This window comes from uncultured Thermanaerothrix sp. (genome assembly GCF_938028735.1).
In the GTDB taxonomy this organism is placed as follows: Bacteria; Chloroflexota; Anaerolineae; order Anaerolineales; family Anaerolineaceae; genus Thermanaerothrix.
Genome location: NZ_CALIMF010000002.1, coordinates 328,696 through 343,395, shown reverse-complemented (window position 1 = coordinate 343,395; position 14,700 = coordinate 328,696). Strand labels below are relative to the sequence as shown.

The following is a 14,700-nucleotide window of genomic DNA, read 5'->3' as shown; positions in this document are numbered from 1 at the left end:
TTGGTTTTATGAAAGCCCTACGCGTTGTTTTCATGGGCTCACCTGATTTTGCGCTGCCGGCCCTGCGGGAACTGGCAGCGCATTACTCCGTGGTTGGGGTGGTCACACAACCCGATCGTCCGGCTGGACGGGGACAAAAGTTAACCCCGCCACCCGTCAAGGTGCTAGCGCAATCCTTGGGGCTGCCGATTATTCAACCGGAAAGGCTGCGTCAACCTGAGGCGTTGGCGCAACTCCAGGCCTGGCAACCCGATCTTATTGTGGTGGCGGCTTTTGGGCAAATTCTCCGTCAGGATGTTTTGGATCTACCTCCCTATGGGTGCATAAATGTTCATGCTTCGCTATTGCCACGCTGGCGAGGGGCCGCTCCTATCCAAGCGGCGCTACTGCATGGCGATGTTGAGACGGGAGTTACCATCATGAAAATGGACGCGGGAGTGGATACTGGGCCCATTCTCAGCCAACGCCGGGAACCCATCCGTGAGGACGATAATGCTGGTACCCTCAGTCAACGCCTTGCAGAGCTGGGCGCTCAACTCTTGATCGAGACTCTGCCCGAGTATATCGCTGGACGCCTTGTCCCTCAACCGCAGGACGAGCGCTTGGCGACTTACGCTCCCATGCTCAAGAAAGAGGATGGACGTTTGGACTGCCAACAACCGGCTGAGGTGTTGGTGCGTAAGGTGCGGGCCTTCACACCCTGGCCTGGGGCCTTCCTGGAATTTCGCGGTGCCCCACTAAAAGTGCTCCGGGCGCATAAGGTGGACATCACAGCCCTACAACCTGGTCAGCGCGGAATTCTGGATAATTGTCCGGCGATTGGGACGGTGGCCGGGAGCCTGGTTTTGGATGAAGTTCAGCCCGCGGGCAAGCGTCCCATGGCGGGGGCAGATTTTCTGCGTGGAGCACGAGATTGGATAAACGGAGAGGCGTAATTTGCGTTCCGCATCCCTAGAGCTTCCTTCCATTCCACGCTGGTCGTTTCTTTGCATAGGGGCGGGTGCACTGGGAACTTACATTGGGACAAGTCTGATATTAGCGGGTCAGCGGGTGGTTTTTCTGGTGCGACCAACAACCGCTGAGGTACTCCGGGCGCGTGGGCTGCGTCTGGTGCTGAATGGAATGACCCATACGATTCCAGAACCGCTTCTGGTCACCTCGCTAGACGAAGCGCTCACTCGGGGGCCTTACGATATTGGTTTGGTGACGATAAAAGCCTATGATGTTGAAGCCCTGGCTCGTGACTTGCTTCCCTACCGTGCAGCGTTACCTCCCTTGGTCTGCTTGCAGAACGGGGTGGAAAGTGAGGCCATTTTAGCCCGAGTAGTGGGTGAGTCGAATGTCGTCTCTGCCACCCTGACGAGTGCTGTCGCTCGTCCCGCACCGGGGGAAGCCGTCCTGGAGCGCCTAAGGGGGATAGGTGTGGCGGGGGACCACAAGTTAATCCCCCCACTTTTAGCGATTCTAAATGCTGCAGGGCTACATGCCCGGGAATATCCTAATGCCATGGCAATGAAATGGTCAAAACTGTTGACCAATCTACTGGGGAACGCCTCGGCTGCTATCCTAGATATGACGCCTGCTGAGATCTTTGCGCATCCGGGGCTGTATGCCATGGAAGTGGGGCAGGTCCGTGAAGCACTGGCCGTTATGCGCGCATTAAGGCTCCGGGTGGTCAATCTACCGGGCACGCCGCTGCGCCCATTGGTCGTTCTCATGAACACTTTACCCCTGTGCCTTAGTCAACGCGTATTGAGTCCTTTTCTCAGCCGTGGGCGGGGGCGGAAAATGCCGTCCTTACACATTGATTTGCATGGGGGACGCGGTCAAACCGAGGTGGACTTCCTAAACGGCGCCGTGGTGCGTTGGGGGCAGCGTCTGGGCATTCCGACACCTATCAATCGTGTTCTCAATGAAACCTTGCTAGCGCTGAGTCGAGGGGATCTTCCCTTAACGACCTTCCAAAAGCGCCCCGAAGTCTTGCTTGATCTTGTTCAACGTGCCAGAGAGGAGAGTTACACCCATGAACGTACCTGAATGGGTTGCTGATGCTGTGTTTTATCAGATCTTTCCGGATCGGTTTGCAAATGGTGACCCAAGCAACGATCCGCCGAATGTGCATCCATGGGGTACACCTCCTGACTTGTATCATTTTCAAGGGGGTGATTTGCAAGGAATCCTTCAGCGGTTTGAGTATCTGCTCGATTTGGGCGTCACCGCTATCTATCTCAACCCGATATTTCTTTCCCCTTCCACTCATCGCTACAACACGACAGATTACTTCCGTATCGATGAACGTTTGGGGAGCATGCAGGACTTCGAAAACCTCCTTACGCATGCCCATCGGCATGGGGTGCGCATTCTCCTGGACGGAGTTTTTAATCACTGCGGAAGGGGCTTCTTTGCTTTTGTGGACGTGCTGGAGAACCAGCAACATTCCGCGTACAAGGACTGGTTCCACATTCATAGGTTTCCCATTAATGCCTACTCGCGGGGTCCGGCTCGCTACGAGGCTTGGTGGGGGATCAAGAGCCTGCCTAAGTTCAACACCGATAATCCGCGTGTGCGGGCGTATCTGATGAGCGTAGCGCGCTTTTGGATCGAAAAGGGCATTGATGGTTGGCGTTTGGATGTGCCCAACGAGATTGATGACGATGACTTCTGGGCAGAATTTCGGGCAACGGTGAAGCAAATCAACCCAGAGGCTTACCTGTTGGGGGAAATTTGGGAGGTTAATCCGCGTTGGGTTAGTGAGGGGCACTTTGACGGCCTGATGAACTACCCTCTGCGCGAAGCCATTCTGCGCTTTCTCAACCGGGAGATAACGGCCTCCCAGTTTGCTGGGGAGGTCGAGCGTGTGATCCACGCATATGCGCCCGAGAATCGTCTGGCGATGTACGTTCCGCTAGGTTCTCACGATACTCCCAGGGTTATGACTGTCCTAGGGGGGCACCGTGAAGCGGTCAAAATGGCGTTTGCGCTTCAGTTTGCCCTACCGGGAGCGCCCGCCATTTATTACGGGGATGAAATCGGATTGCCAGGTGAGAAAGATCCGGATTGCCGCCGTGCGTTTCCATGGGACGAATCGTTTTGGGATCACGACCTCAGGGCATGGGTCAAGCGCTTAGTTCAGTTACGCAAGGCTAAGACGGCTTTGCGGCGAGGTGATTTCCGATTTATCAGTGTGGAGGATTCCAGCCGTTGTTGTGCATTTGTGCGTCAGCATTCTAGTGAACAAGTGCTGGTGGTGGCAAATGCGGGCGCACATGAGCGCACCGTGGGGATCCACCTAGAAACCCTAGGACAAGTTAATGCGCCTGCTCTTCAGCCTCTCTTAGGGGAGGCGTTCAACTGGTGGATAGAAGAAGGACATTTGTGGGTGCACCTGCCCCCGTACGGGGTGTTCTGGGCAGCCCACCCCGTATGATTACCCACTGGCAAGCATTTGCGCGTAAATCTGGTTGGTCTTCGCAGCCATGATAAAATCGTTGCGATGTAGGCCCCCAATGGCATGCGTCCACCAGGCAACGGTGACTTTGCCCCATTCGGTGATCATGAGAGGGTGATGCCCCTCGGCCTCGGCGATCTGACCAATGCGATTGGTGAATTCCAGCGCGGCTACGAAATCGGGGAATTTGAAGGTGCGTTGTAAGCGCTTTTGGTTTGCTATTTCCAAAACCTCCCAACCCGGTACCTCAGGGAGCATTTGGGCGATCTCACTCTCGTTCATAGGGGGAACTCCACCGTGACACGGGACACATCTTTCATCGGCCAACGCACTCATGTTAATCTCCTTCCATGCCTATTGATCTAGACAAGTTTATTATAGACCTTACTAGTCCAGATTGCAAAGGTCAGCCGAATGTGTAGAAGGTCATCCCTGTCCAAGATTCTGGAGCAACCCCTCAAGCTTGAAACCGCTTTTCTCAGCGGCTTTGAATAGCGCCTGACCCATATGATGCACTGAGAGCACGCGTTCATAGAAAAGGGTGCTTTTCCAAGAGGGCAAGCTAGCCAGGGGGAACAGTGCAACAGCCTGCATTAAGGCAACCAGCGTTTCAAAACCCTCTTTATGGAACCACAGAATGCCCTCGTGGGAGTGCAGGCCGATGAGGGTTTGAACATCTGGGCTGGTCAGCCAGTGCCCCATGATTTCTGCTTGGGAACGGGAAGCGTCCTGCTCAAACCAGAACTGATGAGCAATCAACACGCGGACGGCTGTTGGAAGCGTTTGCGCCTGCGCGGGGGAAAGACCGAGCGCTTGGGCGGTTTCAGTGAGCAATTGGGGCACTTGCCAGGTTTCGAACCAATCCAGGCTGGTTGTTTCGAGCCCTTCCTCGCTTTTGACACGGCCAATTTCTATGAAGAACGTGGCGCAGAGCAAAGCAAGCCAACGCTCAGGAGGGGTGAGGAGGCGATCCTGCAGCTCCTTCAGGGCCTGGTTGAGGCGCTGGGTTGTGGGCAACCCAAGTTTGGAGGCGAGGACTGGCCAGTGCAACACCAGCGAGAGACGGGCCTGAAAATTCTCCAGGATCTTGGCCCAGGCATCTCGGCAACCGGTAAGAACTTCGATGCCCCTCAATAGCCTTTCCATCTTGTGTTGGGCCTCGGACAGCACGTGAGGTGGCAGGTTCTGCTGGGGCTGGGTCAGGCGTTGGCTAAGCAGGTAGCCCAGGTAGCCCGGATTGTAGATTTCTAGCAACGGTTGCCAGATGGGTTGCCAACGGATTTGCTGGAGTGCATTCCAAAGACTAGGCACTCCCCGCCCCTGGAGCTGCTCCCACAGGCGGCGGTAAGTGCCGTTGGCGTCATCAGTGACTTCGTGGAAGTCTAGAAAGACATGGGCTTGGTAGGCTTTCAATTCGAAATATAACCCCTTCGCATGGATTTCAGAGACGGGTTGAATGTATTCCAACCCATCTACTAAATCGCGGTAGATGACGAAGGTCTCGGGGGCCCGACTCAGCACCAGACCATCTCCCAAGGTGCGCTGGGTCAGGCGTCGTTCTCCTCCTTTCTTTTCTAGAAAGCCTACTGAGGTTTTAATCCAGCCGCGTGTTTCAGCAAAGCGATTGTGGTAGACCACCAAGGCTTTTTCGTCCCCCAAGCGGTTGGAGAAAGCAAACACATCTTCGTTAACTGTTCCCTCAGGAGTGTAGAAATCATAGAGCAAGAAGTTTTCCACCTCGGCAAACAGGGCACGGCGGTGGAGCAGAGGGAAGATTTGCCGTTCGTGACGGGCGATGAGGTCCACGTCAGGAGTTTCATCCCAGTAGGCGCGACGGAACTCCATGCCATACTTTTCGGCGAATCCTTCGATTTGTCCATGACCGAACATGGGTAAGCCTGGAAGTGTGCACATGAGGGTGCAGATACCGAAATATTTATCCCCTTTGCCGAATTGCTCCACTGCAGTGCGTTCATCAGGGTTGTTCATAAAGTTCACATAGCGTTTGAGAATCTCGGGCTCGAATTCTAGGGTGTTCTTAATCAAAGCGCGATATTGGGCGTTTTCCTCGTTGCGGAGCATGTTCATGAAAGCGCTGTTATAGACACGATGCATGCCCAGTGTGCGTACAAAGTAGCCCTCCATAAGCCAAAAGGCCTCAGCCAGGAGCAAGGTATCTGGTGCTTCTTGAGCCACACGGTCCACCACTTCGCGCCAGAATTCGTTGGGCATCAAGCGGTCAAATTCCTGGCGGGTAAGCCCGAATTCGGCCCGCGAAGGAATGGCTCCCCCAGTGCCGGGTTCGGGAAACCATAAGCGCTGGTAGTGGCGCTTAGTAAGGGTCATCGCCGCATCGAAGCGAATGATGGGGAATTTACGCGCTACCTCTAAAATAGTTTGCATTACTGCTTCGCGCACCTCAGGCTTGAGGTAGTTCAACTGGGCAGTGTCGTTCCAAGGCATGCTGGTGCCGTCGTTGCCGTGGTAAATGTAGTGGGCGGCCCCGGTGGAGTAATCTACCCGCTTGAAGACTACCGCTGCATCGGTACGGTCGTAATAGTGATCCTCAAGGAATATGCCCACTCGTGGATCGCTGGACAGGTCAGGCCCATTGAAAGTGTAGGAAGGGAAGGGACTGTGATCTAGACTGATAAACCAATCGGGGTGCTCAATCACCCAGCGCGAGTCAATTCCCATGTGATTAGGTACCATATCACTGGCCAGGCGAATGCCACGCTGCCAAGCGCGCTCGCGCAGATTTTGGTAAGCGGCCTCACCCCCTAGGTCATCGGCGATACGGTATTCGGCCAGTGAGTAAGCGGAGGCCAGGGCTTCGGGGTTGCCGCAGAGTTGTTTGATACGCGCAGAAGCGCGACTGCGCTCCCACAGACCGATCAACCACAAACCGCTGATGCCCCAGCGAGCCAGCGTATCTAGTTCTTCATCCGGGATCTGGTCCAAATGGTGAATGAGCCGTCCGTATTTCTTGGTGAGTTGGTCTAACCAGACGTAAGTGTTTTTGGCAATAAGTACCAGTCGGGGCATCCACTCACGATCAGGGCTAAAAGCCTCAGGCTCACCTTCTAGATGGGCATAGGTGGGAATCTCAGTTGGGCCCGGCCCTAAAAAGGGCGATTTCTGTTCCTCTTTGAGCAGGTCCAGACTCTTAAGCAGGCGGATCAGGTACTCCCCCAGGAGGTATCCCCAGCGTTGGCGGATGTATTCAAGTTGCTCGTAAAGGGAATGAGGATGCGCGATCGCCGGAGCGCGCATCATATCCACAAGGTTGTGATTGTCTGGGCCAAAGGTCGGCTGGGTGGATAAGTATTGATAGAGCTCACGAATCAGAGCGGCATAGGCTGTTTCTTGACGCAGATGTTCCTCGTCAAAGAGTTCCAGATAGGGATCAAGCGCCGGGTTGCGATTATTGACCCAGAGCAAAAGCAGTTCTTCGAGGGTGGCTTCACGATGAGTCAATCCGCCACTGTGTCCTTCCAGGTAGTCCTCGGGGCTGATTTGCTTGCGGTAAACCGGTAAGGGTGGAAATTCGCGTACGAATTCCAACAAGGTGTGATCCAGGCGGGTTTTGCCCAGGCGCTCCTCCAACCACGCTAGGGCCTGTTGCAAAACTCGGGGGTTTTTCTGCTGGCGGTAAAGGGCGGCTACCAAATGCAAAATCTCATCTATTAATCCCATGGCATTAATGTCGCCGGCGCGAACCACCTTTTCGGGGTGGCGGGTGAGGTCGCGTTGAAGATTCATTTTTTGGGCAAAACGACGGGCAGCCTGGAAGTCTGCTAGGATAACATGACCATTGAAGGCAAACAATGTTTCGTCAAACTGATAACGCTCACGCGCACGCCGGGAGATGTGAAACTCCATCACGCTGGGCCTCCAAATATGGGTGAATGAATGAATGAATGTAAGAAGAGGTAGAGATGTATGACTAACTTATTTCATTATAGCCCTTCTTTTCGATGCGCATTCCCAAAATCCAGCCTTCGACTGCGCTAGGGGCTTCTGCAGGAGGATCGGCGGGTAACCGGCCACGCAGCACCATGAGCATCCCGAGCAATCCAACTAGGGCATCGAAAGCATCCTCAGCGGTAGGGGAGGTACCGCAGCCTTTCTCAATGGCTTGCACGAGTTCGGGCATAGGGTGTCCCCCCAGGTCTCGCATAGCGCTCAGGAGGTGGGGTGCATTCAACTGGCGTGTGTGAGGAGAGCGTTTTCCTCTTCGTAAACCAGGACAGGTAAGTCGAAGATTTAGGCCCAGAGGTGCATAATACTCGGCAGGGTAGGTTTCCGCAATGATGATGGTTGAAGGCCGGAGTAAGGCCTGTAAAGAGCCTTGGAAAGGCCAAAACCTGACTTGTGGAAACCCAAAATGACGAGCAGGGATCAGGATTTCGCGCCATCCTGAGAGAGCAGCCTTACCTACTTGTTGTGCGCCCAGCGTCCAAAAGAGCGGGGCGGCGGCACGTCGGTACGGGGTGGCGCGGTCACATAGGCGCCATAGTGCCTGTGAGGAAGAAACCTTAAGCCCTTGAACGAGATGCTGGATGCGTTTACCGCCAGCGCGGGCAGGGTAAAAGGGGCGCCCAGGTGCTATCTCTTCGGGTCGAGTAGCGACTTTGAAAAAATCTGGCCATGCACCGGCTTCGAGTTGATCCAAAAAGTCCAAAAAGTTACGGCTGTTAATATTGCGGGCATACTCAAGAGGCAATCCGATGGGAAAATCGCAGCCAATCAGGGCACATCCATCGCGGGGAAGCAATGTGTGGACGAAACTCCAAACTTCTTCACCGGAGAAAACGGGTATGGGGGCATAAATTTTGTAGGTCTGTGAAGAAGAGCAAATCGCCCAGGCTAGCCAGCGTTTGGCAGGCTGGCTACTCCAATCCATGTGGAGCACGAGGTTGGGAAGGTTCTTCATAAGGCAAAGAATTCAGGAGAGGCAATCCACTCTTCGTTAGAGCGGTCATACCTTATTCCTCGCAGGACATAACTCTCACGCTCGAGGCGGCGAAGTGCGCGCTGCATCTCATTTTCGCGCCAACCGAAGAGACCTAAGGGGTGGGAGAGGTTGATGGCGCCTACACTGAGAAGATAGCGCCGGAGAAGATAGGCCCGGGCCTCGTCTTCGTGGAGTGTGGCTGCTTGAGAGAGCAGTTCAGGAAAGTGGCGGTGGGTAACATCATAAACAAAGGCATAGCGCCAGGCGCCAACTTCTGCTGTGCCTACCGGTAGCACGCGGAATTGAGTTTGCAATATAGTCAGCGCACGCTCGAATCGTGAAGTGCTTTCCGGGCTATTCAGACGAGCCGCACGTCGGAGTGCCAGTGTATCTAAGGGGCCTTCGTTCAAAAGGGCTTCGTAGACCTGTTTGGCTTCAAGGGTTAGCAGTCCATCGCGGTACTGGTCGAGATAGTCGTGCTCGGGATCGCCGTAATTGGGCGAGAGAGCATAGAAGTAAGGGAGCACATCTAAAGCGATGAGGGTATTTTTCCCCCGTAGCACTCGTGCATAATACCAGACGCGTTTGCCCAAAAGACTGTCCTTCCAATCCCAGCAAATGTGACCGGGATCGTCATGAGCATCGGCTACCGGGCGGTTCCCCGCGGTAGCGACCCAGAGGCTGGGCATGGTGAGCCCTTGCGCGGGCCAGAAAAGCACAAAACCACGTTCATTGACGAAATGAATGGCTTCATCGCGCGAGCGTAACCGGAGGGATGGAAGATAGCGATAGCTCTGCGCACGATAGATGGTTAGCTGTTCATCAGAAATTATGAGCGCCTTAGGTTGAGAGGTCATTAGAACACTCTGGATCTAACGTGTAAAGATGGCTTTTCATTATAATGATTTTAAGGTCCAGGAGGCTAAGTGACAATGCAAACAATTACGATGATCATGGGAGGAGGAATTACCTCAACCAGCGAGTGCCTTAGGGCTTTCCTTAACGTAGCAGGTGGAGCCTCGGCACGGGTTGTGATTCTTCCGACCGCCTGCCACGACCCGTTGGCAGTCCAGGATTATGTCAACGGACTCAAAGTGCTGGGTCTTCGCTATCCACCAACTATATTACCTGTGTGGGAGCGTACTCAGGCTGAAGATCGGGCACTGGTACGCGCGCTGGCATACACCAGCGCTGTGTTGATTCTCGGTGGAGACTTAAAGCGCTTGCTCAGGGTGGTACGGGGGACGCGGCTGCATCGTATGTTGTGGCAGGCACATACTGTGGGGGTGGTGGTTGGCGGAATTTCGGCCGGTGCGGCAGCTATGGGCACGTTGGTCGGCGGCTTAGAGGACTCATTGACTCCCCATTGGGAATTTGCCTTGGGTATGTTGCCCCGCGCGGTGATAGTTCCTCACTTTCACCAACGCGGTCGCTACCAAGCCCTGTGGCGAATCATGCTCGATTGTCCTGGCTGGTTAGGGTTGGGCGTGGATGAGGCCACAGGTGTAATCATGGGGCCGTGGGGAGTGCAAGTGGTAGGCGCTGGTCAGGTTACCTTGATCACGGCTGTAAGGGGAGACAATGCATCCAGCGAAAGAAGCATGTGGATCATGCAACTGGGCGCAGGACAATCTCTGACCTGGGGGGCACTGCCTTGGTTGCTGGCAGAGCCAGGTACGCAGGTGGACAACAGTGCGAGGATACTTTTCGAGAGGTCGTTATCGCCCGTAACCCGTTCCGCTAATATAATGTTCCATCTCTTCAAGCAATAGCGCTTGGTCCGAAATGACCGCCTTAACCACATCGCCAATGGTGACGATCCCGATCACCTTCTCATTCTCAACTACAGGGAGATGGCGAATGCGTTTGGCGGTCATTAGGGCCATGCATTCCTGAACGGTCTGATGAGGTCCAACGCAGTAAACCTCAGGGGTCATTAGGGCTTTCACCGGGGTGTTTTCGGCTGAATGTCCCAGTAACGGGACTTTGCGTGCGTAGTCACGCTCGGAGAAAATACCCGCAAGACGTTCTCCTTCCATCACCAGCACAGCCCCAATGTCTTTCTCAGCCATCAGTTTCAGGGCATCCAGAACAGTGGTGTCTGGAGTGACCGACCACACTTCAGGTGATTTGTTTTGTAAAATCTGGCGAACGGTGCTGATCATGGCATCCTCCTCAACAGAAAAATCTACCCCATCGAATTGAAAGGCTCTCATTTGAGTATATACCAGAAAGATCGCCCGATATGCAAGTGGGGGAGTGTGAAGTGGTTATAGTGAGTGGCGCCGTTGGGTGGGCTGAAAAGCATTGTGGATCATTTCAGGATCAAAAAACGGCCCTGGCTCGTGCGTAACCGCATATTGATAGACTGCTGCGGTGTAAATGCCGCTCAGAGTGGATTGGAGGAGGCTCAGGAGCATTAGAAGTAGGATATACACCAGAATCAGTGGCACAATGAACCAACCGGGCTGGGGCAACTGAAGCCCAAGTAGGACAAGCGGGATCATGGCCAGGGTGATCAGGGTGCCAGCCAATCCAAACACTGTCCCTAATCCTACGTTGCCTACGATCTGCTCTCCCCAAGTCTTCTTGAGCAAAGCGGCACTACGTTTGATGGCGTCAATCGGACCTACGTCCTCGGCTGCCAAAACGGGCACCACCAGGAAAGTTGCTAGATTCCAGGCAAGACCGAACAGTGAAGTGATCCAGCGACCAAGGCCACGTTGGCGCCGAGAGGCCAGTTTGAGCAACACGCCCACTGTGGCCGCAATCACCGCATAACCTATAATGGCCCCAAAGCGCGCGAAGGCAATGTTTAGACCATCGCGGAAAGTGGGATCGCTTCCGCGCAGGCGCATCAAAGCCGCGCCCACCAGGGCGGTGTTCATGAAGAAGATAGCCGTGTACTGGATGAGGTAGAAAATAAAAAGCACAATGATCCCCGTTATCTGGGCGTTCCCAAAAAGGATATTGTCCACAAATCCAGACACAACCAGTGGTAAAAAGAAAGTCAGGCTAACCAGTAGGGTTAGCATGGCAGAAATGATGGGAAAGATCAATAATTCTTTATCTGCGTCCAGGACACGGGCACTGGCTTTCACCAATTCCCATGAATTGCGTAATTTTTCTAGCATGGTAGCCTCCCCCTAAATCAGGCTTGTTCTTTTACCTCACCGTTCTCAGGGGGCTGACTGTTTTTGCCTCGCCCGAGTTGTTGAGAGCGCTCGAAGGCGGCCCAAACTGCGCGGCTAATGGCGGTACGAAAGCCCGCTTTCTCTAAATAGTAGAGTGCAGCTGCAGAGGTGCCACCGGGTGAGGTCACCTCGTTACGCAAGGAAGCCGGATGGGCGCGGCGGAGAGCATAGTATTCCACAGAGCCACGCAGGGTTTGTACAACCAATTGCTCGGCGATCCGGCGTGGAAAGCCTAAGTGAACGCCAGCGTCAATGAGGGCTTCCATGAAGAGAAACACGTAGGCGGGCCCAGTACCGGAGAGCGCAGTGGCCATATCCAGGTAATTTTCTTCTTCTACAAATACTTCCTGGCCGAGTGCACTCAGGATCTGGCGAGCCAATTCGAGTTGCGGACCTGTTACGGCCGGCGAGGCAGTCCACACTGTGATGCCTTGCCCAATTTGGGCGGGGGTATTGGGCATGGCCCGAACGATGACGGCGTGGTTGAGGGCACGAGCGATTTTTTGAATAGGAGCGCCAGCGACGATGGAGAGGACAAGCGCTTCAGGCCGAATTTGATCGCGTAATCCCACGAGTACGGCTTCAAGGCGCTGGGGCTTGACGGCAAGAATGACGACATCGGCCCCACGAGCGGCTTCAGCATTGTCGGTGGTGAAGCGGATGTGATGCCGTTCGATTAACTCGTGTCCACGTTCAGGCCGCGGGCCGGCTGCAATGATCTGGGCTGGCGTGACCACATGCTGGCGAATTAAGCCACCGATGATGGCCTCGGCCATAACCCCCGGCCCAATGATAGCGATGCTTTGTTCGTTCATGGAATCTGACAGACCTCCTTTGGCATAAATTCAGGTGGACCAGCGGGCGAAGATGGCAGTGGGCAAAAGGCGCCCCGCACTGGTTTCGATCAGGGCAATTTCACCGGCTTCGGTGCGACCTTTCCAGGTACTCATCATTTCTGAAACAGCGTAGTAAAGCGTGATGGCTGAGGCTTTGACGGCGTAGGCCGTGAGGATGACAAAGATCGGTTCAGATGCCAGCACCTCGCGACAGGCCTGGAGGAGGTTGGGAAGGAGTTTATAGAATTCCCAGACTTCACCTTTCGGCCCCCGGCCAAACTTTGGTGGGTCGAGAATTAGGCCCTCATAGCGGTGACCGCGGCGTGCCTCACGTTGGACGAATTTTAAGGCGTCATCCACAATCCAACGAATAGGGGCATCCTGTAGGCCGCTGAGGCTCTGATTTTCCCTGGCCCAAGCAATGGCTTTGCGTGAAGCATCCACATGGGTGACGTGCGCCCCGGCTTGCGCGGCTGCCAATGTAGCCAGACCTGTATAGCCGAAAAGGTTAAGAACATTAATGGGACGCCCTGCTGCGCGAATGCGTTCCCGAATCCAATCCCACTGACTGGCCTGCTCGGGAAAAAGGCCTACGTGGCGTGAGGTACTGCGTTGAATCCAACAATGCAAATCTTTGTAGCGAACTGACCAGCGGTCGGGAATGGCTTGCAGGAGTTCCCAAGTGCCACCACTTTCCTCGCTGAGGGGCTGGAAACGAGCATGAGCTTGGGCCCAGGCTTTGGCCGGGAGGGCAGGCTTCCATATGGCTTCGGCTTCAGGGCGCACCAAGAGATAATTCCCATAACGTTCCAGTTTCAGCCCTTGGCCGCTATCCAAGAGGGCGTAATCTTCCCACTCAGGTGAGGTAAGCACAAGCAGTTGGGGGGGACTCACTTGAGGGAGAGGGTGTCCTTGGGCTGGCATACGGAAAGAAGATTTCATAAACTATCCGATAATTGAAATTTAGTATACCACTACCTAAAACTTTGAATTTAATGGTGGGCAAGGCCGATGCGAGTATAATGCGGGTATTCCAATCTCATTGGGAACAGAAACCATGGAGAAGCCTTTTAATTTCGACACCTTTCCGGATCGCCGCACTACTGAGAGCTTGAAATGGCGGGCGTATGCCAAAGATGTTCTCCCAATGTGGGTTGCTGACATGGATTTCCTTTCACCGCCGAAGGTCATTGAGGCATTACGAGCGCGGGTTGAACATGGGATTTATGGGTACGCCATTGACCCGCCGTCACTGAAGCAGGCCATTATGACCTGGCTGGAAGCGCGCTATCAATGGCGGGTCAGCGAAGAAGAAATTGTATTTGTGCCCAGTGTGGTCAGCGGCTTTAATTTGGTCGCATTGGCGTTGAAAACCCCGGGCAGTGGACTCTTAATCCAAACACCGGTTTATCCCCCTTTTCTCAACGTGGCGCGTCAGGCGGGAATGAAAGATCAGCGTTTGCCTCTTTCCCGAGATGCAGCCGGGCGTTATTATGTGGATGGAGATCGCTTTCGGGCTGCGTTAACGCCGGAGACCCGCATGTTTTTGCTTTGCAATCCGCATAACCCAGTAGGGCGGGTCTTCACCCGCGAGGAACTTTGGATCATGGCAGAGGCCTGCCTGGAACAGGATGTGGTAATTTGTTCGGATGAAATTCACTGTGACCTGACCTACTCTGGGCATGTTCATATTCCAATTGCTACTTTGGATGAAGCGATTGCCCGCAAGACGGTGACTCTCATGTCGCCTAGCAAGACGTTTAATCTGGCCGGGTTGAAGTTTGCATTTGCCGTTGTGCCGGATCCCGCTTTGCGTAAGACGCTTAAGCAACTGGTGCATGATCTGGGGGGCGGAATGAACATTATGGGGTTGGTTGCCGCTGAGGCTGCTTATACTCGAGGTGCGGAATGGTTGCAACACTTGTTGAAGATCCTGGAGTCCAACCGTAACTATTTGTATGAGTATGTCCAAAATGAGTTACCCGGCTTGGAGATGCAACCACCCGAGGCCACCTATCTAGCCTGGTTGGACTGCCGAGGTCTGGATTTGCAGCCGAATCCCTACGAATTTTTCCTCAATGAGGCGCGGGTTGCGTTGAATAACGGACGTGATTTTGGTGCAGAGGGGCGTGGTTTTGTGCGTCTGAACTTTGGTTGTCCTCGTGCAACGCTCGAGCAGGGTCTATTGCGCATGAAGGCGGCGCTCGAAAGAACCAAAATGGTTTCGTGAATGGGTTAGTGGGCGGTGAATGAGCACCGATCACG

The 14,700-nt window shown here is 54.3% G+C and carries 13 protein-coding genes; 5 read left to right on the top strand and 8 right to left on the bottom strand.

Annotated features, from left to right (window positions below; translation table 11 throughout):
* Positions 1-8: 8 nt before the first annotated feature.
* Genes fmt through Q0721_RS02255 form a run of 3 tightly spaced genes read left to right on the top strand, consistent with a single transcriptional unit; the run spans position 9 to position 3,427 of the window.
* The gene (gene fmt / locus Q0721_RS02265; protein ID WP_299024866.1) at positions 9-935 is read left to right on the top strand and encodes a methionyl-tRNA formyltransferase; all 927 of its coding nucleotides are present in this window, start codon (positions 9-11) and stop codon (positions 933-935) included.
* Position 936: 1 nt separating this feature from the next.
* On the top strand, positions 937-2,037 hold the full coding sequence (locus Q0721_RS02260; RefSeq protein ID WP_299024864.1) for a 2-dehydropantoate 2-reductase: 1,101 nt from the start codon (positions 937-939) through the stop codon (positions 2,035-2,037).
* Entirely contained in the window at positions 2,024-3,427 is a 1,404-nt protein-coding gene (locus tag Q0721_RS02255; RefSeq protein ID WP_299024862.1) for a glycoside hydrolase family 13 protein, read from the top strand. The genes Q0721_RS02260 and Q0721_RS02255 overlap by 14 nt, the downstream gene beginning before the upstream one ends.
* On the opposite strand, the gene Q0721_RS02250 is transcribed toward Q0721_RS02255, so the two are convergent.
* From Q0721_RS02250 to Q0721_RS02235, 4 genes are all read right to left on the bottom strand, one after another.
* Complete coding sequence (locus Q0721_RS02250; protein ID WP_299024860.1) at positions 3,428-3,784, bottom strand: 4a-hydroxytetrahydrobiopterin dehydratase; 357 nt, start codon at positions 3,782-3,784, stop codon at positions 3,428-3,430.
* A gap of 90 nt (positions 3,785-3,874) precedes the next feature.
* Positions 3,875-7,330: an alpha-amylase family glycosyl hydrolase gene (locus tag Q0721_RS02245; protein WP_299025157.1), complete on the bottom strand. Its 3,456-nt coding sequence runs from the start codon at positions 7,328-7,330 to the stop codon at positions 3,875-3,877.
* A 64-nt stretch (positions 7,331-7,394) separates the two neighbouring features.
* Positions 7,395-8,384: a hypothetical protein gene (locus Q0721_RS02240; protein ID WP_299024857.1), complete on the bottom strand. Its 990-nt coding sequence runs from the start codon at positions 8,382-8,384 to the stop codon at positions 7,395-7,397.
* Entirely contained in the window at positions 8,381-9,262 is an 882-nt protein-coding gene (locus tag Q0721_RS02235) for a crosslink repair DNA glycosylase YcaQ family protein (RefSeq protein WP_299024855.1), read from the bottom strand. Before Q0721_RS02235 ends, Q0721_RS02240 begins: the two co-directional genes overlap by 4 nt.
* 75 nt (positions 9,263-9,337) lie before the next feature.
* Between Q0721_RS02235 and Q0721_RS02230 the strand changes: the two genes are divergently transcribed.
* Positions 9,338-10,177, top strand: a complete 840-nt coding sequence (locus tag Q0721_RS02230) for a cyanophycinase (protein ID WP_299024852.1) — start codon at positions 9,338-9,340, stop codon at positions 10,175-10,177.
* On the opposite strand, the gene Q0721_RS02225 is transcribed toward Q0721_RS02230, so the two are convergent.
* The 4 genes from Q0721_RS02225 to Q0721_RS02210 all read right to left on the bottom strand — a co-directional run bounded on the left by Q0721_RS02225 (position 10,124) and on the right by Q0721_RS02210 (position 13,377).
* Complete coding sequence (locus Q0721_RS02225; RefSeq protein WP_366519156.1) at positions 10,124-10,567, bottom strand: CBS domain-containing protein; 444 nt, start codon at positions 10,565-10,567, stop codon at positions 10,124-10,126. The two genes, Q0721_RS02230 and Q0721_RS02225, sit on opposite strands and share 54 nt — an antisense overlap.
* Before the next feature lie 108 nt (positions 10,568-10,675).
* Entirely contained in the window at positions 10,676-11,539 is an 864-nt protein-coding gene (locus Q0721_RS02220) for a DUF6159 family protein (protein WP_299024848.1), read from the bottom strand.
* Positions 11,540-11,556: 17 nt separating this feature from the next.
* Positions 11,557-12,414 (bottom strand): pyrroline-5-carboxylate reductase, encoded by an 858-nt coding sequence (proC, locus tag Q0721_RS02215; protein ID WP_299024846.1) that lies wholly within the window; start codon positions 12,412-12,414, stop codon positions 11,557-11,559.
* A 30-nt stretch (positions 12,415-12,444) separates the two neighbouring features.
* Positions 12,445-13,377, bottom strand: coding sequence for a class I SAM-dependent methyltransferase (locus Q0721_RS02210; protein WP_299024844.1), 933 nt, complete (start codon positions 13,375-13,377; stop codon positions 12,445-12,447).
* Positions 13,378-13,492: 115 nt separating this feature from the next.
* Between Q0721_RS02210 and Q0721_RS02205 the strand changes: the two genes are divergently transcribed.
* The gene (locus Q0721_RS02205; protein WP_299024842.1) at positions 13,493-14,665 is read left to right on the top strand and encodes a PatB family C-S lyase; all 1,173 of its coding nucleotides are present in this window, start codon (positions 13,493-13,495) and stop codon (positions 14,663-14,665) included.
* The last annotated feature ends 35 nt before the right edge of the window (positions 14,666-14,700 follow it).